This window comes from Succinatimonas hippei YIT 12066, from assembly GCF_000188195.1.
Classification (GTDB): Bacteria; Pseudomonadota; Gammaproteobacteria; order Enterobacterales; family Succinivibrionaceae; genus Succinatimonas; species Succinatimonas hippei.
On sequence record NZ_GL831077.1, the window covers coordinates 1 to 17,362 of the forward strand.

Consider the following 17,362-nt stretch of genomic DNA (forward strand, 5'->3'; position numbering starts at 1 on the left):
CGGGGTTTTAGCCGCTGATCTTTTTTTGATAAAAGTGAATACGTCGGGCATAATGGTTGCTTCTCACTTTACATGTTAATAATAAATAGTGTATATAAATTTTAGTTCTAATTTCAGTTTTACGAAGTGTATTTATAGTAAACGGAGTATTTTATGGAAGAGTATATCCAACAGCTTAATATTTATCTTAAAGGCGGGCAGGTTCTTTCCGTTAATTTCAGAGTGGAAAAAGCAGACAAATTGAATACCCAAATTGATGCTTTCTTTAAAGCTTTAGGGGATAAAGACAGCAGCGGTAAAAATTTCCTGTTTCAAGGTCAGCGTCCTGTTATTGTGCGTTTATCTGACGTGTCGGCAGCTGATGTAGTAAGTCTTGTACGAAAGGAAAAAGTTGAAAACAAGGCAGAGCCTTCAGCTTAGTTTTTACAAATAAGAAGGGCGCAGATTTGTATGCTGCGCCCGAGTCTAGATCTGTTTTTTTATTTCTTCTTTCTTGCTGCCCGTTCTATCGCTTGTCTTAAAAACTCCGTCATTTGATGGCCGTTGTGCTCTAAAAGTTTAGGGAACATAGAGATTGGAGTCATTCCCGGGAATGTATTGATTTCATTAATGATAATTTCATTATGATCTGATAAGAAGAAATCAATGCGAGATAAGTCACGCAGTTTTAATCCAAGATATGCCTTGCGTGCATAATCACGAATCATTTGTTTGATTTCATCGCTTAAATTTTGCGGTTCAACAGTGGTAACCGATCCGCTGTCTTTACTGTACTTTTCGTCAAAAGTATAGAAAAGATTATCAGGCATGATAATTTCGCCGGGATTGGTGATGTAAATATTACCGTCTATTTCGTAAGCGGCACACTCAAGTTCACGATGTTTTATGGTTTTTTCAATGATTACGTCTTCAGAGAAGGTAAAGGCCTCAACGACGCTGTCCCAAAGATCTTCTTTTTTAGTGACATGATAGCAGCCGATAGAAGATCCTTGGCTTGCTGCTTTAACATATACATCCTGCCATGAATCGAAAGCTTTAAGTGCATTGGCTTTAGAAAGCTCATCTTGGCGCGGAACAATGAGAAATGGAGTATTGGGGATATTAAGAGCCGTTAAATAGAGCTTGGTCGTGATTTTATTAAAGCAATTATGACTTGCTTCACTTTTGCATCCGATATAAGGGATATTGAAGATTTCAAGAAATGATTGAATATCTCCGGTTTCTCCCGGTACTCCGTGAATGCAAGGTACGGCACAATAAATATCTAAACAATCGCTGCCTGTGACAAAGCGGGAATCCTTGTCAAAATATCCGGCAGTACCGTCTTTAAGGATAAATTTTTTGTTATGAATTTCGGCTCTTATTACATTATATTCGCCGATTTCATTGATTTTTTTCTCAATAAAATCTGCCGAAATTAAGGAAATTTGATGCTCGGCACCGTCTCCGCCGCATAAAAGAAGAATATTTTTCATAATTATCAAATAGGTTGAAAGAAGTTAGAAAGATCTTAAGCTTTGCTGTAAATAACTGCAAATTTAATTTTAAAATTTGTTCTAATGTTTTTAATAAAAGTATCCTCTTATTAGGGGGAAGATATAATGCGGAATTACTTTTTGTCGACAGGAAGAATCGGTTTTTCTTTGTGGCAGGACAATGATTTGTTTTTGGCAAAATTATTGTGGGGAGATCCTTGCGTCACGCAGTTTATTTGTGCATCCGGTCGCTTTAGTGAAAGGGATATAGAGCAGCGCTTACAGACGGAAATAGAAAATTATTACAGTTTTAAAGTTCAATATTGGCCGTTATTTGATCTTGCCTCTAATAACCTTATAGGTTGCTGCGGTTTAAGGCCCGGACTAAAAGAAAGTTATGAGTTAGGATTTCATTTACGTCCGCAGTTTTGGCACAAAGGTTTGGCTTTTGAGGCGGCAGATGAGGTAATTAAATATGTTGCAGCTAAGCTTAAAGTAAAAGAATTGATTGCAGGACATCATCCTCACAATCTTGCATCGCAAAAAGTTTTACTAAAACTTGGATTTAAATGTATAGGCACAAGTTTTTATAAGCCTACAGGTCTAATGCACCCTTCCTATAAACTTTTACTTGGCGATTTAAAAAAAGTATAGATGGTTTACAGCTGCTATGCTGAATGTGAAATGCTTTTTAGGTTTTGATTTAAATACGTATTTAATATGATATAGCTAACTTGAAAAAACTTACCCCACTTTTGTGAACTCTATTTTGTAGAGCTCCTTTTGCGGGGTAGTAATTGCATGTAAGTTTTTTGTTTTAAACTTACATAAGCTGATTAAATATTGGCTTCGATAAAACGACGCAGCTCTTCTTCAGGCAATGCTCCAATCTGGGAGGCCATTACTTCGCCGTCTTTATAAATAACCATAGTCGGGATACTCATTACTTTGAGTTTGCTGGCCCATTCAACATTTTGGTCGATATCTACTTTGCAGAATTTTACGTTGTCCATTTTTTCTGCTAAAGATTCGATGATCGGACCGACCATTTTGCACGGACCGCACCACGGTGCCCAGAAGTCGACTAAAACCGGCTTGTCTGATTTGATAACCTCAGCTTCGAATTGATCGTCGGTAATGTGTAAGACTTTGTCGCTCATTTCTTTTTCCTATAGTGGGATATAAAAACTGGAATTTATTTTAGCACTGCAGTTTGACAGCGGAAACCAAACTGCGAATTTTGAGCATTTTCCCGCGCTTACTTAATTAAAATTAAGCGCCGATTGCGGTTAAAGGGCGTTTGAAAACAAATTTTGCAAGATATGAAAGGATAAGTCCGTACAGCGGTACGAATAATATGACGTTGCACAGAATTTTTACCGTGCAGTCAAAGATACCTATATCTACCCAATTTGCTGCCATAAAAGGATCAGGAGACTGATAAAAAGCAACTGAGAAAAAGACGAAGGTATCAAGTACGTTTCCTGCAACTGAAGAGCAAGCAGGAGCAGGCCACCATTGCTTTAGACGACGTAATCTTGAAAAGACTAAAATATCAGCAATTTGTCCTATTACATAAGCGCTGAATGACGCAGCAGAAATTCTGAAGACGAATAGACTGAAATCAGTAAGGGAATCAAGACCTTGATACTGTCCCTGAGCAAAAAGCGTTCCGACAAAATACGAAGCGATTAATGCCGGGATCATCGCTGCAAAAATAACTTTGCGCGCAAGATGCGGGCCGTAGATTCTGACGGTTAAGTCCGTAGTGATAAATATAAAGGGGTAAGTAAAGGTACCCCAGGTTGAGGTGATCCCGAAACAGTTCATCGGGATTTGCACTGCATAGTTGCTAAGCACAATAATGAAAATGTGCCAGGACAGCAGTTTACATAAAGTAGGTGAAATTTTTGGCATAAGCATACTTAAGAAACAGTTAAGCGCTCAAGCGCAGGAAAAAATGCAGGTAAATTGTACATGAACTTTGTAAAATGAAGAAAATAATTTAAGGAATTTTTATGAACGCTAATTCTTGCCTGATTTTTATTGACGGATCTTCATTTTTATATCGTGCTTTTTATGCTGCAAAACGGGGGTTTACTACTAAAAGCGGAGTGCCGACCGGAGCGGTCCTTATTATTACCAATATGCTTAAAAAGCTCTTAAAGCAATATGCAGGTTATAAAATTGCAGTCGTTTTCGATGCTAAAGGAAAGAGCTTCCGTTCCGATTTATATCCTGAATATAAGAGCAATCGTCCTCCGATGCCTGAAGATCTGAGAATTCAGGTGGACTATGTACATCGTATTGTGAAAGCCATGGGTCTTCCTTTAATCATCGTTCCTAAAGTGGAGGCAGATGATGTTTTAGGTTCATACGCCAAAAAGGCTCAAAGCTTGGGATTTTCTTCTTTAATTTGTACCGGTGATAAGGATCTGGCGCAGCTTGTAAATGATAAAGTCACCTTAATCGATACGATGAACGATCATGTTTATGATGAAAAGGGGGTAATGGAAAAATACGGAGTTCCGCCTTGTCATATTATTGATTTCTTGGCGTTAAAAGGTGACAGTTCGGATAATATTCCCGGCATGCCGGGAGTCGGCGACGTTACGGCTAAAACTTTAATTAATTCGTTAGGCGGAATAGAAGACATTTTTAGTAAGCGAGAAGAAATTGCCTCTTTATCTTTTCGCGGGGCCAAAACTTTTGCCGCTAAACTTGAAGAGCACATCGAAGATGTTCGTCTTTCTTATACATTGGCTACTATTAAGACGGATGTGGATCTGCCGATCGCCATTGAAGATTTAACCGTACCGAAGAAAAATAAGGAAGATCTTTTAAATATTTATAAAGAACTTGAATTTGCAAAACTCTATGCGGAAGAGGCTCAGGAACCTTTAGACTTTGAAGAAAAAACAAAAGACTCTGCTGTACCGACTGCGGATGTAAAAGCGCAAGTTCAATCTCAAACAGATTTTTCTGCAGGCGTTTTAAGCGACCATAAAAGCCGCGGCAGTAAATTTAATCTTATTGATACTATAGCCAAGCTGGATGCATTAATTGAAAAAATAAAAAATAAAGGCTTATTTGCTTTTGATACTGAAACGACTTCCTTGCATCCTGAAGACTGTACTTTGGTCGGAGTTTCTTTTTCCGTTGAAGAAAAAGAAGCTTTTTATTTGCCGCTTGCCCACGCTTATTTAGGAGCTCCCGTACAGCTTGCAAAGGATGATGTTTTTGCAAAGCTTGCTCCGGTATTTGCCGATCCTAAGATTAAGAAAATCGGACATAACGTTAAATTTGATTTATTGGTTTTATATTTTGCAGGACTTTCTGCAGTAAAAGGCGTTTATGCTGATACCATGCTGATGGCGCATCTTTTAGATTCGGTTCAGTCATGTGCTCTTGATAATTTAGCTGAAAAATATTTATCTTATAAAACAATAAAATACTCAGATGTGGCAGGAAGCGGCAGTAAGTCAGTGACTTTTGACAATGTTCCTGTTGATATAGCTTGTGCTTATTCAGGAGAAGACTCTGAAGTTGCTTTGCGTCTGTTTAACGTTCTTTTGCCTAAGATTAAAGATGAAGGTAAGGCTAACGATATTTTGTTTAATTTGGAGATGCCGTGCCTTAGTGTTTTGTTTGATATGGAACGCGTCGGTGCTCTTGTAAGTGCAGATGAGCTTTATCGCCAGACTGAAGTATTAAAATCAGAGCTGCAGGCTGTACAAAAAGATATTTATGCAGCCGCAGGACAAGAATTTAATATTGCATCTCCCAAACAGCTTGGAAACGTATTATTTGAAAGTCTTGCCATTCCGTATCCTAAAAAAGTCAAGGTAGATAAAAACGGTAATAAACAGTACTCAACGGCTGAGGATGTGTTAACTGAGATAGCTCCTATGTACGATATTGCAAATCTGGTACTGCGTTTTAGATCGGTATCAAAGCTTATCGGCACATATACTGAAAAGCTGCCGCTTTTAATTTCCAAGCGTACGGGGCGCATTCATACTTCATTCAATCAGGCAGGTACTACCACAGGAAGATTATCTTCTTCCGATCCTAATTTACAAAATATCCCGGCAAGAACTCATGAAGGAAAACTTATCAGAAAAGCTTTCATTGCTCCGCAGGGGTATACCTTAGTGTCGGCAGATTATTCACAAATTGAGCTAAGGCTTATTGCCCATATTGCAAAAGATCCTAATTTGATTAAAGCGTTTAAATTAGGTTATGACATTCATAAAGCGACAGCAGCAGAAGTTTTAGGTAAAGATATAAACGAGGTAACCGGAGAGGAACGCTCTCGTGCCAAGGCCACTAATTTCGGGTTGATGTACGGAATGGGAGCTCACGGTTTATCAGCTCAGACCGGTTTGTCGTTTAAAGCGGCAAAAGCTTACATTGATTGTTATTTTACCCGTTATCCTAAAATCCGTGATTATATGGACAGCATCAAGAAATTTGCTCATGAGCACGGTTACGTAGAAACGATTTTAGGCAGGCGAATTGATTTTCCCGGTATAAATTCTACAAATCGCATTGCGGTAACCGGAGCAGAGCGCGCCGCAATTAATGCTCCGATGCAGGGTAGTGCTGCAGATATTATTAAAATTGCCATGATAGCAATAGAAAAATGGATTACGTCCCTGCCTGCCGATACCGTCCGTATGATTTTGCAAGTACATGATGAACTTGTTTTTGAAGTAAAAAATGAGTTTTTAGATGAGGCAACTGCCAAAATAAAAGAGCTGATGGAAAACGCCGTGACCTTGGATGTTCCGTTGCTTGCCGGTATCGGTATCGGGCAGAATTGGGGAGATGCGCATTAATTGGATTTTTCGTATAGAAAATGAGCTTTAGCTAAAGGATTATCTTGGCACAAAATGTTATATAAACAAAAAGCGATAAAGTTAAGGCTTTACTGTAAATTAAGGAGATTAATGGATGAAATTTAGATCTAAGCTGTTTGCTTTGTGCGCTGCAGCAAGTGTTTGTATAAGCGCAAATGCAGGAATCTATGATTTCGGAACCTATGACGCTGATGATTTTGGGTATATCCCTGACGATATGCTGGAACTGCCGGATACTCCTGCTGCTTATGTTTCAGGAATTTGGCTTACTCAAGACTTTTTAGGTCGTGATATTAAATTTGTTGTTCAGCTGACTGAAGGTGTTCCTTATGTAGGAGAAGTAGGCTCTGATCCTATTCCCGTGAATCTTGTAAAAGTAACTAAAGATGAAACGGTTGTCGTGCAGCTGCTTGCAGGTGAAAAAAAGCAGATTATGCTAAAAGAGGTGAATAAAGACGGGGAGAGGATGCTCTTGGTTCAACCTGTAGGCGCCAACAGCGCAATGCAGTTTGTCAATTCATCTCTTGAGTACATGACGCCAAACCAGGTTGCCCAAAGCTCTAAGGATTTAAAGCAATAAGTAAATGCTCAGCTGAAAAGTTCGTCAAGCGAATACCTTAAAAGGTAAAATCCGTTGCCGTCTATTTTGACAAAACTGTAGAATTCTCCCCAGTCTCCCAAAGCTAGTCTTTGTTTTTCATGGGGAGTTTCACTATAGTGTAAGCCGTATTGATGCAGATGTCCGTGAATGATTATTGCGCAATTGTTGTCAGCAAGAAACTTTTCAATGGTAGCCGGAACCAAGCCGTAAATCAGCGGATCTCTTCCTATGCTTGTCAGCTTTTGACTGTCGTCGCGCAGTTTTACCGCAATTTTTTTACGGATAAATAACGGCAGCATAAAAAACAGATTTCTTATCCACTTTTTTTTAGTGATTGCTTTGAATTTTTGATATTTTTCGTCGTTAGAACAAAGGTTATCACCGTGCATAATAAGGCAGGGCTCAGGTCCGGTTTCGTCTACATATATTTCAGGCAGTAAAGTGAAATTAAAGAATTCTGCATCCTTTTGCGATATCAAAAAATCACGGTTGCCGTGCTGGAAAAAGACATCAATATTGCGTTGTTTTGCTGATAGTAAAGTTTGTTTTATGAATTTTTGACAACTGTCGGACGGATCGATTCCTACGAAAAAGTTAAAAAAATCGCCTGAAATGATCAGGCGATCTCCTTTTTGGAGTTTATTTAAAAAAGCGGCAAAAGCAGAACATAAGCGTTTGTTTTCTGCACTTAAATGCAAGTCGGCAATTACGTATAGAGCCACTTAAGCCGCCTTTTATTTAGTCAACGATTTTTGCCGACTCAATTACGATATCTTCAACCGGTACATCACGGAAGAAACCGCGGGTGGAGGTACGGGTGCCTTCGATTTTATCAACTACATCCATGCCTTCAACGACCTTACCGAAGACACAGTAACCCCAGCCCATAGTGTCTTTTGAACGGAAGTTTAAGAAGTCGTTATCAACGGTGTTGATGAAAAATTGTGCAGTTGCCGAATGCGGGTCGCTGGTACGGGCCATAGCAATAGATCCGCGAACATTTTCAAGTCCGTTGTTGGCTTCGTTTTTAATCGGATCCATGGTAGGTTTTTGTTCAAAATCGCTAGTAAAACCGCCGCCCTGAATCATAAAGCCTTTGATGACGCGATGGAAAATAGTTCCGTCATAGTGGCCCTGTTGGACGTAATCTTCAAAGTTTTTAGCAGTTACAGGAGCTTTATCATAATCAAGTTCAATTTTGATATCGCCGAGATTGGTTTTTAAAAGTATCATAATATTCTTACCTTGTATTTAATACTTCGCTAAAATGAGCGGCATAGATTTATATAATAGAGAGAGATGGCCGATGTTGCAAATCCATAATACTATTTCACGTAAAAAAGAAGAATTTAAACCGATAAATGAAGGCCAGATCGGCATGTATGTCTGCGGTGTGACCGTATATGATTTATGCCATATAGGACATGCGCGTACCTTCGTAAATTTTGATATGGTGGTGCGTTATTTGCGTTATCGCGGCTATAAAGTTCGCTATATTCGCAATATTACCGATATTGACGATAAAATCATAAAACGTGCCCATGAGCGTAAGGTCAGCGCTAAAGAGCTTGCTGAGAATTTTATCGTTGAGATGCATAAAGATTTTGATGCTTTAAATATTATGCGTCCTGATGAAGAGCCGCGTGCTACCGAAACTATTCCTGAAATTATTGCTTTAGTACAGAGACTTATTGATAACGGCAATGCATATGTCGCCGATAACGGTGATGTGATGTTCGCTATTGATACTTTCAAGCAATACGGAAGACTGTCAGGTCAGAATCTTGAAGAGCTTGAAGCCGGAGCCCGTATCGAAATTGAGAAAACCAAACGCAATCCTTTTGATTTTGTCTTATGGAAGATGTCAAAACCCGGTGAACCTTCATGGAGTTCTCCGTGGGGAGACGGTCGTCCCGGCTGGCATATTGAATGTTCAGCAATGAACCTTAAGTACCTAGGAGAGAATTTTGATATTCACGGCGGCGGATCTGATCTTATTTTTCCGCATCATGAAAATGAAATAGCTCAAAGCTGCTGCGCATGTCACAGCAAATACGTAAATTATTGGATGCACTCGGGCATGGTTATGATTAATCATGAAAAAATGTCCAAGTCATTGAATAACTTTTTTACGATTCGTGATGTGCTTGAGCATTATGATGCAGAGACAATCCGCTTCTTCCTGCTGTCAGCGCAGTATCGCAGTCCCCTTAACTATACACAGGAAAATCTGGATAAAGCTAAAGCTTCGCTTGCTCGCTTGTATACTGCATTGCGCGACGTGGTTCCGGTTAAAGCCGAAGGTGAAGATGAGTACACTAAACGCTTTAAAGAACTTATGGATGATGATTTTAATACTCCGGGCGCCATGGCTGTACTCTTTGATTTAGCTAAAGCCGTTAATAAAGAAGAAGGAGAGACTAAAGCCAAGCTTGCAGGAAGGTTGGTAGAGTTAGGATCGGTTCTTGGAATTTTATATCAGAACCCGTCATCTTTCTTAAAAGGAGCAGAATCATCCGATAATGACGAAGTTTCGGTTATTGAAGCTTTGATTCAAGAGCGAAAGGATGCAAGAGCGCGTAAAGATTTTAAAGCAGCTGATGCTGCTCGCGATAAGCTTACTGCGATGGGAATAGTTCTTGAAGACGGTCCGTCGGGAACTACTTGGAGGCGTAAGTAATTTTTTTAGCCGAGGCTCTAAACCTCGGCTTTCGTCACTTTTTAAGAGCATAAAAATTGCCAATACTTAAAAATCTTGTATAAAAACAAGATGAATTAATAAAAATAAAAAGGCAATTGTATGTATCTTGAAACAGCCGAAATTTTCAATTTTCGCGGAATACGTCATTTAAAGATCAATTTTGAAGAAGATTCTTCGGTTCTCATCGGTGAAAACTCTTGGGGAAAGTCATCTTTATTAAGTGCTTTATGGATGATGCTCGGCACCGGTGAGAAACTTTGTCAATTTGAAAAAAGCGATCTGTATATTCCAATTCGTCTTTTGGTTGACAATCTCATAGATACTAATGAAGTTCAAGATAAGGCAATTGAAGCTTCGCGCAATAAGCGGGAAAACACTCACCAAATTAAACGCAGAGCTCCTTATTCATCTGAAGATGACTCTTTGGTAGCTCCTGATTTTCAGGATGAGCTGCCCTTTGATTTGGATCAATACCCTTTGAATTCGGAAAGTATTTCTTATTTAAATGAAAATTTAAGTTTTATGGAAGAAGATACTTTTCATGATAATGCCGATAAACTTATTGTCGATTTATTTTTTGCTGAAAACTCTTTAGGGAAAGAAAACAAGCAATGCAAGGAATTACTACAGGAGGCCTGTGCTTATTATCCTGACGGAGTGTATCGCATTCATTGGAGAGCTGAGGCTTATACTGATGAAAACGGAAAGTTTATTACCAAGCACAGTCTTCTTAATGAAAATCTGCAGTGTATCGAGTGTAATCAGCATACGCTTATTAAAAAACTTATTCGCTTAAATCCGATTTTGCGTTTGCGCGACGGGCGAATGGCTTTTAATTTAGAAAATAAATGTGAAGATGAAAACGGGGACGTAAAAGACCTGGTAAAGGCTTTTTCCATGCTAAGCGGAGAGTCAGGTACAAGAGCTGATGATATTGTTAAATCAATTTCTACTTTAAGAGCTGTTACTTCAAAATACCTGGTTAATTCAAACAGTCATTATTTACCGGATAACCGCGAGCATCCGCGCAGTATTAAAGATATGGTAAATCGTCCGGTTACAATTGAGAGCTTAAATAATTTAAAACGAACTTTAAATCAGCCCGGAATGAATAAAACGAAGCTGCTTATAAGTTTATTAACAGGAGCGCTTCTTGTTGCCAATAAGGATTATCAATATGATGATGCAGCGCGACCCATTTTAATCGTAGAGGATATTGAAGGACGTTTCCATCCGTCTTTGCTTTTGTCATTGTGGTCAATAATAGATTCTATTCCGTTGCAGAAAATAGTGACTACCAATTCAAGCGATTTGCTTACAGCAGCACCGCTTAGGGTTTTGCGCCGCTTGTGCAAACAATATTACGATACGCGCTGTTATAAAGTTAATGAACGTTCATATAATGCTGAGGATTTACGACGCATCGCGTTTCATATTCGCATTAACCGACCGAATACTTTATTTGCCCGCTGCTGGATTCTGGTTGAGGGAGAGACTGAAATCTGGCTTATGACTCAAATTGCTTCATTGCTTGGCATAAGTCTTTATTGCAACGGCATCCGTCCGGTTGAGTTTGCTCAATGCGGTTTACATCCTTTAATGAAGCTTGCAAGACAGTTAGGTATTTCTTTCTTTGTCTTAACCGACGGCGATGATGCAGGCAAAAAATATGCACAGACGGTAACTTCGTTTGTCGGAGGAAAAAGCGCCAAAGATCATTTAACGGTTTTGCCGCATTTGGATATAGAACATTATCTTTATAACAACGGTTACCAGGATGTGTTTTTGCGTTGCTCGGGAATAAGCGGACCTTTAAGAAAAGGAACATCTGTTGATAAAATCATCGAACTTGCGATCCATAAGCAAAGTAAACCGGGATTGGCTCTTGCAGTTATGGAAGAGATGCAGCGCCGCGGTTCTGACGGGGTTCCGTATTTGTTTAAACGGATTTTTAAGAAAATAAGTATATTAAGTCAAAACGAGTACGGTATTGATTAATCCTTTCCCCTTAAATTAAAGAATTTAAGGGGAAGATCTAAACAGCTTAATCAATATTTTGTACTTGTTCGCGCATTTGTTCGATCAGGACTTTAAGCTCCACGGCAACAGATGTAATGTTAAGCGACGATGCTTTTGAGGCCATGGTGTTTGCTTCTCGGTTAAACTCCTGCATCATAAAATCAAGGCGCTTTCCGCAGCTTCCTCCAGTTTGCAGAATTTTTCTGACTTCTTTTATGTGGGATTGCAAGCGATCGTATTCTTCTGCTATATCGCTTTTTTGGGCCTGCAGTACTACCTCTTGCTCAATCAGATCCGGGTTTATTTTTATATCCAGATTGAGTTTTTCAAGTTTGCTTTTTATTTTTTCACGCTCAAGTGCGGTAAGGGAATCAAGATTTTCTTTAACGGTAACAAGCTGTGCTTCAATGAGTTCCAGTTTATTAAACAAAACCTTTGCCAGTCTTTGTCCTTCGCTTTCACGATTTTTGTTGAATTCTAAAAGGTTTTCATAAAAGGCTTCGGTGATCTCTTTTTCAATTTCAGACTGCATACTGCCGCTTTCCACAATAACACCGGGAAAATTAAGAATATCGATGGGGTTAAGACAAGCGTTATTTGCAAGCTTGTTGATCTCGTTTGCAGCATCAACTAAGGTTTTTATCAGATCATGATTGAATTCAAGGCCTGAGCTTTCTTTGGGAGTAAAGCGAATAAGGCATTCAAATTTACCGCGCGGAGCTTGTTGCTTTAATATTTCCCTGAGTTTTCCCTCAAGGCTTTTAAGTCCGTCCGGTAATTTAAAAGTTACTTCAAAATAACGTGAGTTAACTGATTTTAAGTCAATGGCAATTGATCCGGTATTACCGTTTTTACGTAAGGAAGCAAAACCGGTCATGCTTTTAATGCAGCTCATCTGTTCTCCTTAAAGTGCGGCAGGCCGCATAATATGCTTTTTATTTGATGAAAACAGCTTGGAATAATTTACCATTTACAAAGTGACTATGTAATCAGTTTTTTAGTTTTGCCGTATTTGTTAGAATGTGCGACAAACTTTTGCAAAGTCGAAAAAGGAGTGCCTAATGCAGGAATATCAGCGCAGATTTATTGAATTATCCTTAAATAAAGGAGTTCTTAAATTCGGTCGTTTCGTTCTCAAGTCAGGAAGAGTCAGTCCGTATTTTTTTAATGCCGGCGGTTTTTGTACCGGTGCAGATTTAGCTACGTTAGGCTCTTGTTACGCTCATGCTTTAATTGATTCTAAAATCAATTTTGATGTTTTGTTCGGACCTGCATATAAAGGAATTCCTCTTGCTTGTGCAACCGCCATGGCTTTAAGCTGCGAACATAATGTAAACGTACCCTGGTGCTTCAACCGTAAGGAAGCAAAAGATCACGGCGAGGGAGGAAATCTTGTAGGATCTCCTTTAAAAGGAGATGTTCTGCTTATAGACGACGTCATTACTGCCGGTACGGCCATCCGCGAATCAGCTGAGATTATTAAAAATTCCGGAGCTAATTTTAAAGGTGCCTTAATCGCTTTAAACCGTATGGAAAAAGGGCAGGGAGATAAGAGTGCAATTACGGAAGCTGAAGAATCTTTAGGTATTAAGGTTATTTCAATTGTCAGCTTCGTTGATTTGCTTACATATATTGAAAGCGATCCTAAGTTAAAAGAGCATTTGCCTGAAATGGAGAAATATCGCTCCATGTACGGCGTTTAAAGAAATGTAGCTTTATTATTTTTGGTACGCCGTATTTTCTTTACTGAAGACGCAGCCGCAGTATTGCTGATTATAAAAATTAAATTTTTTAACTAAGGCATCGCGGCGCGTCACCATTCCTTTCTTCCTCCAGTCCTTAGCCCAGTATTTCACTTCGTCGTTTACGAAACTTTGTGCTTTAAATCCGGCATCATCGATTTGCGCTTTATTTTTCCACCTTGACGTGGCTAAGGTTGTCGTAAAATGCGTAGCTCCTACTTCTTTTGCAAAGAGTGCTGTTGCGCTAAGGCGAAAGGCAAAACAAACACTGCATCTTTGACCGCGTTCCGGTTCTTGTTCAAGGCCTTTTATAGCGTCAAACCATTTGCGCGGTTCATAATCTCCTACTGTAACGGGGAAATTCAGGAGGGTGCAGAGCTTTATAAGTTCATCTCGACGCTTAACATATTCAGCTTGCGGATGAATGTTTGGGTTAAAGAAAAATACGAACGGTTTTATATTATGTACTTTAAAGCATTCAAACATTGCTCCGGCACATGGGGCGCAGCAGCAGTGTATTACTAAAGATGTAAAACCATCAGGCAGCAGTAAGTCCTTTTTTGGGGTATTTCCGAAGTCGGCAGGTAAAATTAAATCCGTCATGTTTTTTCCTCCGCAGCCATTATAAGAAAACTGAAGTTATTTTTCAGTTTTTCAAAAAAGTTCATCTGTTTAACCTCTGCTCTTTAAGTAGAAGATCTTCGCGCAGTGGATGTTCAGTTTTAAGTCTGGCTTTTTTACTGCTAAAAATATTGTCAGGTAACAGATGTAGGGAAGCTCAATAGATTGGAGCAAAATAATAGGAGAACCGGAAAAACCTTAAAGAAGTGAGTTTGAATGTGTCCGCTAATGCTGACGATGACAGTATTGCTGTTTGGCATTTTAAATCCTCAGCTTCAGGCTTTACAGGACGCTGTCTGTTAAATACTTTTTTTAAATCGAGATAGATTTTCTGAACGTTTTAAAAACATTTACAGGTGCTTTTTGCAAAAAAAACTTGCTACAAATAAAAAAAAGAGTAAAATAATTGCACTTTGTCGTTGCCTTGCGCATAAATGCAGGTTAGAAACGACGCCAGCCCTACATTTTTATAATGCGGCTGAAGAGACTCCCCCTGATTTTGGGGGAATTGTTTTGTTTCACCTCCTCTTGTTGAAAACGTTTTTAAACGGAATAGATGAGAAGGCGGGTGTTTACATGTTCTTTTTATAAATAATGGAGTCTGTAATGCAGAACCAAAGAATCAGGATCCGCCTCAAGGCTTACGATCACAGACTTATCGATCACTCCACTGCTGAAATCGTTGAGACTGCCAAGCGCACCGGCGCTCAGGTTCGTGGTCCGATCCCGCTCCCTACCCGTAAGGAGCGCTACACCATCCTCATCTCCCCACATGTTAATAAAGATGCCCGTGATCAGTACGAAATTCGTACTCACAAGCGTTTAGTAGACATCGTGGAGCCGACTGAGAAGACCGTTGATGCTTTAATGCGTCTCGATCTCGCTGCCGGTGTAGATGTTCAGATCAGCCTTCGCTAACGAGGGGGAATAGTACAATGTCAATCGGTTTAATCGGCCGCAAGCTTGGAATGACCCGTGTTTTTAATCAGGATGGCAAGTCCGTACCTGTCACCGTCATTCAGGTTGAGGCAAACCGCGTTACCCAGATCAAAAATATCGAAACTGATGGCTACTGCGCTATTCAGGTTACTACTGGCGAACGCAAGACCAGCCGCATGACCAAGGCTGAAATTGGTCACTTTGCTAAGACCGGCGTTGCTGCAGGTCGTGGCTTATGGGAGTTCCGTCTTGAGCCTTCCGAGCTTGAAGCTTATCAGGTTGGTTCTGAGATTAAAGTAGACGCTTTCAAGGATGTTAAGAAAGTAGATGTCACCGGCCAGTCAAAAGGTAAGGGCACTGCTGGTACTGTTAAGCGTTATAACTTCCGTACTCAAGATTTTACCCACGGTAACTCACGTTCCCACCGTGTTCCGGGTTCTACTGGTCAGAACCAGACTCCGGGCCGTGTATTTAAGGGCAAGAAGATGGTTGGCCGTATGGGCAACGAGCGCGTTACTGTTATGTGCCTTGACCTCGTCCGCGTCGACTCTGAGCGCAATCTGCTCCTCGTTAAGGGTGCCGTTCCCGGTGCCAACAACGGCGATCTGATTGTAAGGCCAAGTGTTAAAGCTTAACCTGGGGTAAAGAAACATGGAATTAAAGATGATTGGCGCCGACAAGGGCCTGGAAGTGTCAGAGAGCACTTTCGGTCGCGAGTTCAATGAGGCGCTGGTACATCAGGTAGTAGTTGCATACCAGAGTACCGCTCGTGCCGGAACCAAAGCGCAAAAGACCCGTTCTGAAGTTTCAGGCGGCGGCAAGAAGCCGTTCCGTCAGAAAGGTACCGGTCGCGCTCGTGCCGGATCTTCTCGTTCACCTCTGTGGCGTGCAGGCGGCACCATTTTTGCTGCCAAGCCGCAGGATTGGACTCAGAAAGTCAACCGCAAGATGTATCGCGTTGCAATGCGCAGCATTTTGTCACAGTTGGTCCGTGAGGATCGCCTCTTAGTTGTCGGCGATTTCAAACTTGAAAATCACAAGACCAAGACTTTAGTCGCTAAGCTCAAAGAGCTTGACTTAAAGAATGTATTAATTGTAAACGGCGAATTTGACAGCGATTTGTTCCTCGCATCCCGCAACCTTTACAAGGTTGAGGTTTGCCAGCCGGGCACCGCTGAGTTCAATCCCATTAACCTTATCAACTTCGACAAAGTTGTTATGACCGAAGCCGCAGTTAAGAAGGTTGAGGAGATGCTCAAATGATGTTCAATGAAGCACGTATTATGGAAGTTTTGAGTGCTCCGGTTGTGTCTGAAAAGGCAACCATGTTGGCTGAAAAGGGCAATACCGTAGTATTTAAGGTTCTTCCGAACGCAAACAAGAAAGAAATCAAAGCTGCCGTTGAAAACATTTTCAATGTTAAGGTTAAGGCTGTTCGTACCCTCAATATGCAGGGTAAGTCACGTCGTACCGTTCACGGTATTGGACGTCGCTCTGATTGGAAAAAGGCTTATGTTACTTTAATGCCTGATCAGAACATTGATCTTACTGCAGCACCGGCTGAGAAGGAGAGCAAATAATGGCTATTATTAAAGCTAAGCCTACTTCCGCAGGTCGTCGTCACGTTATCCAGATTAAGTCTTTTGACTTATGGAAGGGCGGTCCTTTCGCTCCACTCGTTGTTGAGAAGCGCAAGACCGGCGGTCGTGATAACTACGGTCATATTTCAACTCGTCACATCGGTGGCGGTCACAAGCAGCGTTATCGTTTAATCGATTTCAAGCGTCAGAAGGACGGAATTGAAGCCCGTGTTGAGCGTCTTGAGTATGATCCTAATCGCTCAGCTCATATCGCTTTGGTTCTTTATACTGACGGCGAGCGTCGTTATATCCTTGCTCCTAAAGGACTTAAAGTCGGCGATAAGATTATGTCCGGCGACAGCGCTGAAATTAAAGTCGGCAATTGCCTCCCGATGCGCAATATTCCGCTCGGCACTAACATTCACGCAGTTGAATTAGTTCCCGGTGCAGGTGCAAAGTTTGCCCGTTCTGCCGGTTCTTACTGCCAGCTTTTGGCTCGCGAAGGTGAATATGTCACTTTGCGTATGCGTTCAGGCGAAATGCGCCGCGTATTGGCCAACGGTCGTGCAACTATCGGTGAAATCGGCAACAGCGAACACATGCTTCGTCAGTTAGGTAAAGCCGGTGCTAACCGCTGGCGCGGTGTACGTCCTACCGTTCGCGGTATGGCAATGAACCCTATCGATCACCCGCATGGTGGTGGTGAAGGCCGTAACAAGGGCATTCAGCCTCGTTCGCCTTGGGGTACTCCTTGCAAGGGCTTCAAGACCCGCAAGAATAAGCGTACTGAGAAGTACATTATTCGCCATCGTTAACAGTTAA

19 protein-coding genes are annotated in these 17,362 nt (G+C 40.7%); 12 read left to right on the plus strand and 7 right to left on the minus strand.

The window, feature by feature from the left end; translation table 11 throughout:
- Positions 1-153: 153 nt before the first annotated feature.
- Complete coding sequence (locus HMPREF9444_RS10075) at positions 154-420, plus strand: hypothetical protein (protein WP_009144341.1); 267 nt, start codon at positions 154-156, stop codon at positions 418-420.
- A 59-nt stretch (positions 421-479) separates the two neighbouring features.
- On the opposite strand, the gene HMPREF9444_RS10080 is transcribed toward HMPREF9444_RS10075, so the two are convergent.
- Positions 480-1,475, minus strand: coding sequence for a D-alanine--D-alanine ligase (locus HMPREF9444_RS10080; protein ID WP_009144342.1), 996 nt, complete (start codon positions 1,473-1,475; stop codon positions 480-482).
- 126 nt (positions 1,476-1,601) lie between these two features.
- On the opposite strand from HMPREF9444_RS10080, the gene HMPREF9444_RS10085 reads away from it, so the two are divergent.
- Positions 1,602-2,129, plus strand: a complete 528-nt coding sequence (locus HMPREF9444_RS10085) for a GNAT family N-acetyltransferase (protein WP_009144343.1) — start codon at positions 1,602-1,604, stop codon at positions 2,127-2,129.
- A 182-nt stretch (positions 2,130-2,311) separates the two neighbouring features.
- Here the strand turns inward: HMPREF9444_RS10085 and trxA are convergent, their stop codons facing one another.
- The gene (gene trxA / locus HMPREF9444_RS10090; RefSeq protein WP_009144344.1) at positions 2,312-2,635 is read right to left on the minus strand and encodes a thioredoxin; all 324 of its coding nucleotides are present in this window, start codon (positions 2,633-2,635) and stop codon (positions 2,312-2,314) included.
- A gap of 112 nt (positions 2,636-2,747) precedes the next feature.
- Positions 2,748-3,398 carry a 7-cyano-7-deazaguanine/7-aminomethyl-7-deazaguanine transporter gene (locus HMPREF9444_RS10095; protein ID WP_009144345.1) on the minus strand — a complete coding sequence of 217 codons (651 nt, stop codon included), beginning with the start codon at positions 3,396-3,398 and terminating at the stop codon, positions 2,748-2,750.
- A gap of 95 nt (positions 3,399-3,493) precedes the next feature.
- On the opposite strand from HMPREF9444_RS10095, the gene polA reads away from it, so the two are divergent.
- Both polA and HMPREF9444_RS10105 read left to right on the plus strand, forming a co-directional pair.
- A complete protein-coding gene (polA, locus tag HMPREF9444_RS10100; protein ID WP_009144346.1) occupies positions 3,494-6,316 on the plus strand; it encodes a DNA polymerase I in 2,823 nt (940 codons plus the stop codon).
- A 115-nt stretch (positions 6,317-6,431) separates the two neighbouring features.
- Positions 6,432-6,917, plus strand: coding sequence for a hypothetical protein (locus tag HMPREF9444_RS10105; RefSeq protein WP_009144347.1), 486 nt, complete (start codon positions 6,432-6,434; stop codon positions 6,915-6,917).
- An 8-nt stretch (positions 6,918-6,925) separates the two neighbouring features.
- On the opposite strand, the gene HMPREF9444_RS10110 is transcribed toward HMPREF9444_RS10105, so the two are convergent.
- Both HMPREF9444_RS10110 and HMPREF9444_RS10115 read right to left on the minus strand, forming a co-directional pair.
- On the minus strand, positions 6,926-7,660 hold the full coding sequence (locus tag HMPREF9444_RS10110; protein WP_009144348.1) for a UDP-2,3-diacylglucosamine diphosphatase: 735 nt from the start codon (positions 7,658-7,660) through the stop codon (positions 6,926-6,928).
- Positions 7,661-7,676: 16 nt separating this feature from the next.
- Complete coding sequence (locus tag HMPREF9444_RS10115; protein WP_009144349.1) at positions 7,677-8,171, minus strand: peptidylprolyl isomerase; 495 nt, start codon at positions 8,169-8,171, stop codon at positions 7,677-7,679.
- A 73-nt stretch (positions 8,172-8,244) separates the two neighbouring features.
- On the opposite strand from HMPREF9444_RS10115, the gene cysS reads away from it, so the two are divergent.
- Together cysS and HMPREF9444_RS10125 are read left to right on the plus strand one after the other, a co-directional pair.
- Entirely contained in the window at positions 8,245-9,618 is a 1,374-nt protein-coding gene (cysS, locus tag HMPREF9444_RS10120; RefSeq protein WP_040909553.1) for a cysteine--tRNA ligase, read from the plus strand.
- Between the two features lie 120 nt (positions 9,619-9,738).
- Complete coding sequence (locus tag HMPREF9444_RS10125) at positions 9,739-11,637, plus strand: DUF2813 domain-containing protein (protein WP_009144351.1); 1,899 nt, start codon at positions 9,739-9,741, stop codon at positions 11,635-11,637.
- A 46-nt stretch (positions 11,638-11,683) separates the two neighbouring features.
- Here the strand turns inward: HMPREF9444_RS10125 and HMPREF9444_RS10130 are convergent, their stop codons facing one another.
- Positions 11,684-12,553 (minus strand): YicC/YloC family endoribonuclease, encoded by an 870-nt coding sequence (locus HMPREF9444_RS10130; protein WP_040909554.1) that lies wholly within the window; start codon positions 12,551-12,553, stop codon positions 11,684-11,686.
- Between the two features lie 166 nt (positions 12,554-12,719).
- Here HMPREF9444_RS10130 and pyrE point away from each other — a divergent pair, with 166 nt between their 5' ends.
- Positions 12,720-13,361, plus strand: a complete 642-nt coding sequence (gene pyrE, locus HMPREF9444_RS10135) for an orotate phosphoribosyltransferase (RefSeq protein WP_040909555.1) — start codon at positions 12,720-12,722, stop codon at positions 13,359-13,361.
- Between the two features lie 15 nt (positions 13,362-13,376).
- On the opposite strand, the gene HMPREF9444_RS10140 is transcribed toward pyrE, so the two are convergent.
- Positions 13,377-14,003, minus strand: a complete 627-nt coding sequence (locus tag HMPREF9444_RS10140; RefSeq protein ID WP_009144354.1) for an epoxyqueuosine reductase QueH — start codon at positions 14,001-14,003, stop codon at positions 13,377-13,379.
- Between the two features lie 624 nt (positions 14,004-14,627).
- On the opposite strand from HMPREF9444_RS10140, the gene rpsJ reads away from it, so the two are divergent.
- From rpsJ to rplB, 5 genes are read left to right on the plus strand one after another with little or no spacing between them, the layout of a single operon-like run.
- The gene (gene rpsJ / locus HMPREF9444_RS10150; RefSeq protein ID WP_021890106.1) at positions 14,628-14,939 is read left to right on the plus strand and encodes a 30S ribosomal protein S10; all 312 of its coding nucleotides are present in this window, start codon (positions 14,628-14,630) and stop codon (positions 14,937-14,939) included.
- 17 nt (positions 14,940-14,956) lie between these two features.
- Positions 14,957-15,595 (plus strand): 50S ribosomal protein L3, encoded by a 639-nt coding sequence (rplC, locus tag HMPREF9444_RS10155; protein ID WP_009144357.1) that lies wholly within the window; start codon positions 14,957-14,959, stop codon positions 15,593-15,595.
- 16 nt (positions 15,596-15,611) lie between these two features.
- Positions 15,612-16,223, plus strand: a complete 612-nt coding sequence (rplD, locus tag HMPREF9444_RS10160; RefSeq protein WP_009144358.1) for a 50S ribosomal protein L4 — start codon at positions 15,612-15,614, stop codon at positions 16,221-16,223.
- Positions 16,223-16,540, plus strand: coding sequence for a 50S ribosomal protein L23 (gene rplW / locus HMPREF9444_RS10165; protein WP_040909562.1), 318 nt, complete (start codon positions 16,223-16,225; stop codon positions 16,538-16,540). Before rplD ends, rplW begins: the two co-directional genes overlap by 1 nt.
- The gene (gene rplB, locus HMPREF9444_RS10170; protein ID WP_009144360.1) at positions 16,540-17,355 is read left to right on the plus strand and encodes a 50S ribosomal protein L2; all 816 of its coding nucleotides are present in this window, start codon (positions 16,540-16,542) and stop codon (positions 17,353-17,355) included. The genes rplW and rplB overlap by 1 nt, the downstream gene beginning before the upstream one ends.
- Positions 17,356-17,362 lie beyond the last annotated feature (7 nt).

What these genes read in the sequence shown, in the direction of transcription:
- HMPREF9444_RS10075 (WP_009144341.1), top strand. Translation starts at nt 154, where the DNA reads ATGGAAGAGTATATCCAACAGCTTAATATTTATCTTAAAGGCGGGCAG.
- HMPREF9444_RS10080 (WP_009144342.1), bottom strand. Translation starts at nt 1,475, where the DNA reads ATGAAAAATATTCTTCTTTTATGCGGCGGAGACGGTGCCGAGCATCAA.
- HMPREF9444_RS10085 (WP_009144343.1), top strand. Translation starts at nt 1,602, where the DNA reads ATGCGGAATTACTTTTTGTCGACAGGAAGAATCGGTTTTTCTTTGTGG.
- trxA (WP_009144344.1), bottom strand. Translation starts at nt 2,635, where the DNA reads ATGAGCGACAAAGTCTTACACATTACCGACGATCAATTCGAAGCTGAG.
- HMPREF9444_RS10095 (WP_009144345.1), bottom strand. Translation starts at nt 3,398, where the DNA reads ATGCTTATGCCAAAAATTTCACCTACTTTATGTAAACTGCTGTCCTGG.
- polA (WP_009144346.1), top strand. Translation starts at nt 3,494, where the DNA reads ATGAACGCTAATTCTTGCCTGATTTTTATTGACGGATCTTCATTTTTA.
- HMPREF9444_RS10105 (WP_009144347.1), top strand. Translation starts at nt 6,432, where the DNA reads ATGAAATTTAGATCTAAGCTGTTTGCTTTGTGCGCTGCAGCAAGTGTT.
- HMPREF9444_RS10115 (WP_009144349.1), bottom strand. Translation starts at nt 8,171, where the DNA reads ATGATACTTTTAAAAACCAATCTCGGCGATATCAAAATTGAACTTGAT.
- cysS (WP_040909553.1), top strand. Translation starts at nt 8,245, where the DNA reads ATGTTGCAAATCCATAATACTATTTCACGTAAAAAAGAAGAATTTAAA.
- HMPREF9444_RS10125 (WP_009144351.1), top strand. Translation starts at nt 9,739, where the DNA reads ATGTATCTTGAAACAGCCGAAATTTTCAATTTTCGCGGAATACGTCAT.
- HMPREF9444_RS10130 (WP_040909554.1), bottom strand. Translation starts at nt 12,553, where the DNA reads ATGAGCTGCATTAAAAGCATGACCGGTTTTGCTTCCTTACGTAAAAAC.
- pyrE (WP_040909555.1), top strand. Translation starts at nt 12,720, where the DNA reads ATGCAGGAATATCAGCGCAGATTTATTGAATTATCCTTAAATAAAGGA.
- HMPREF9444_RS10140 (WP_009144354.1), bottom strand. Translation starts at nt 14,003, where the DNA reads ATGACGGATTTAATTTTACCTGCCGACTTCGGAAATACCCCAAAAAAG.
- rpsJ (WP_021890106.1), top strand. Translation starts at nt 14,628, where the DNA reads ATGCAGAACCAAAGAATCAGGATCCGCCTCAAGGCTTACGATCACAGA.
- rplC (WP_009144357.1), top strand. Translation starts at nt 14,957, where the DNA reads ATGTCAATCGGTTTAATCGGCCGCAAGCTTGGAATGACCCGTGTTTTT.
- rplD (WP_009144358.1), top strand. Translation starts at nt 15,612, where the DNA reads ATGGAATTAAAGATGATTGGCGCCGACAAGGGCCTGGAAGTGTCAGAG.
- rplW (WP_040909562.1), top strand. Translation starts at nt 16,223, where the DNA reads ATGTTCAATGAAGCACGTATTATGGAAGTTTTGAGTGCTCCGGTTGTG.
- rplB (WP_009144360.1), top strand. Translation starts at nt 16,540, where the DNA reads ATGGCTATTATTAAAGCTAAGCCTACTTCCGCAGGTCGTCGTCACGTT.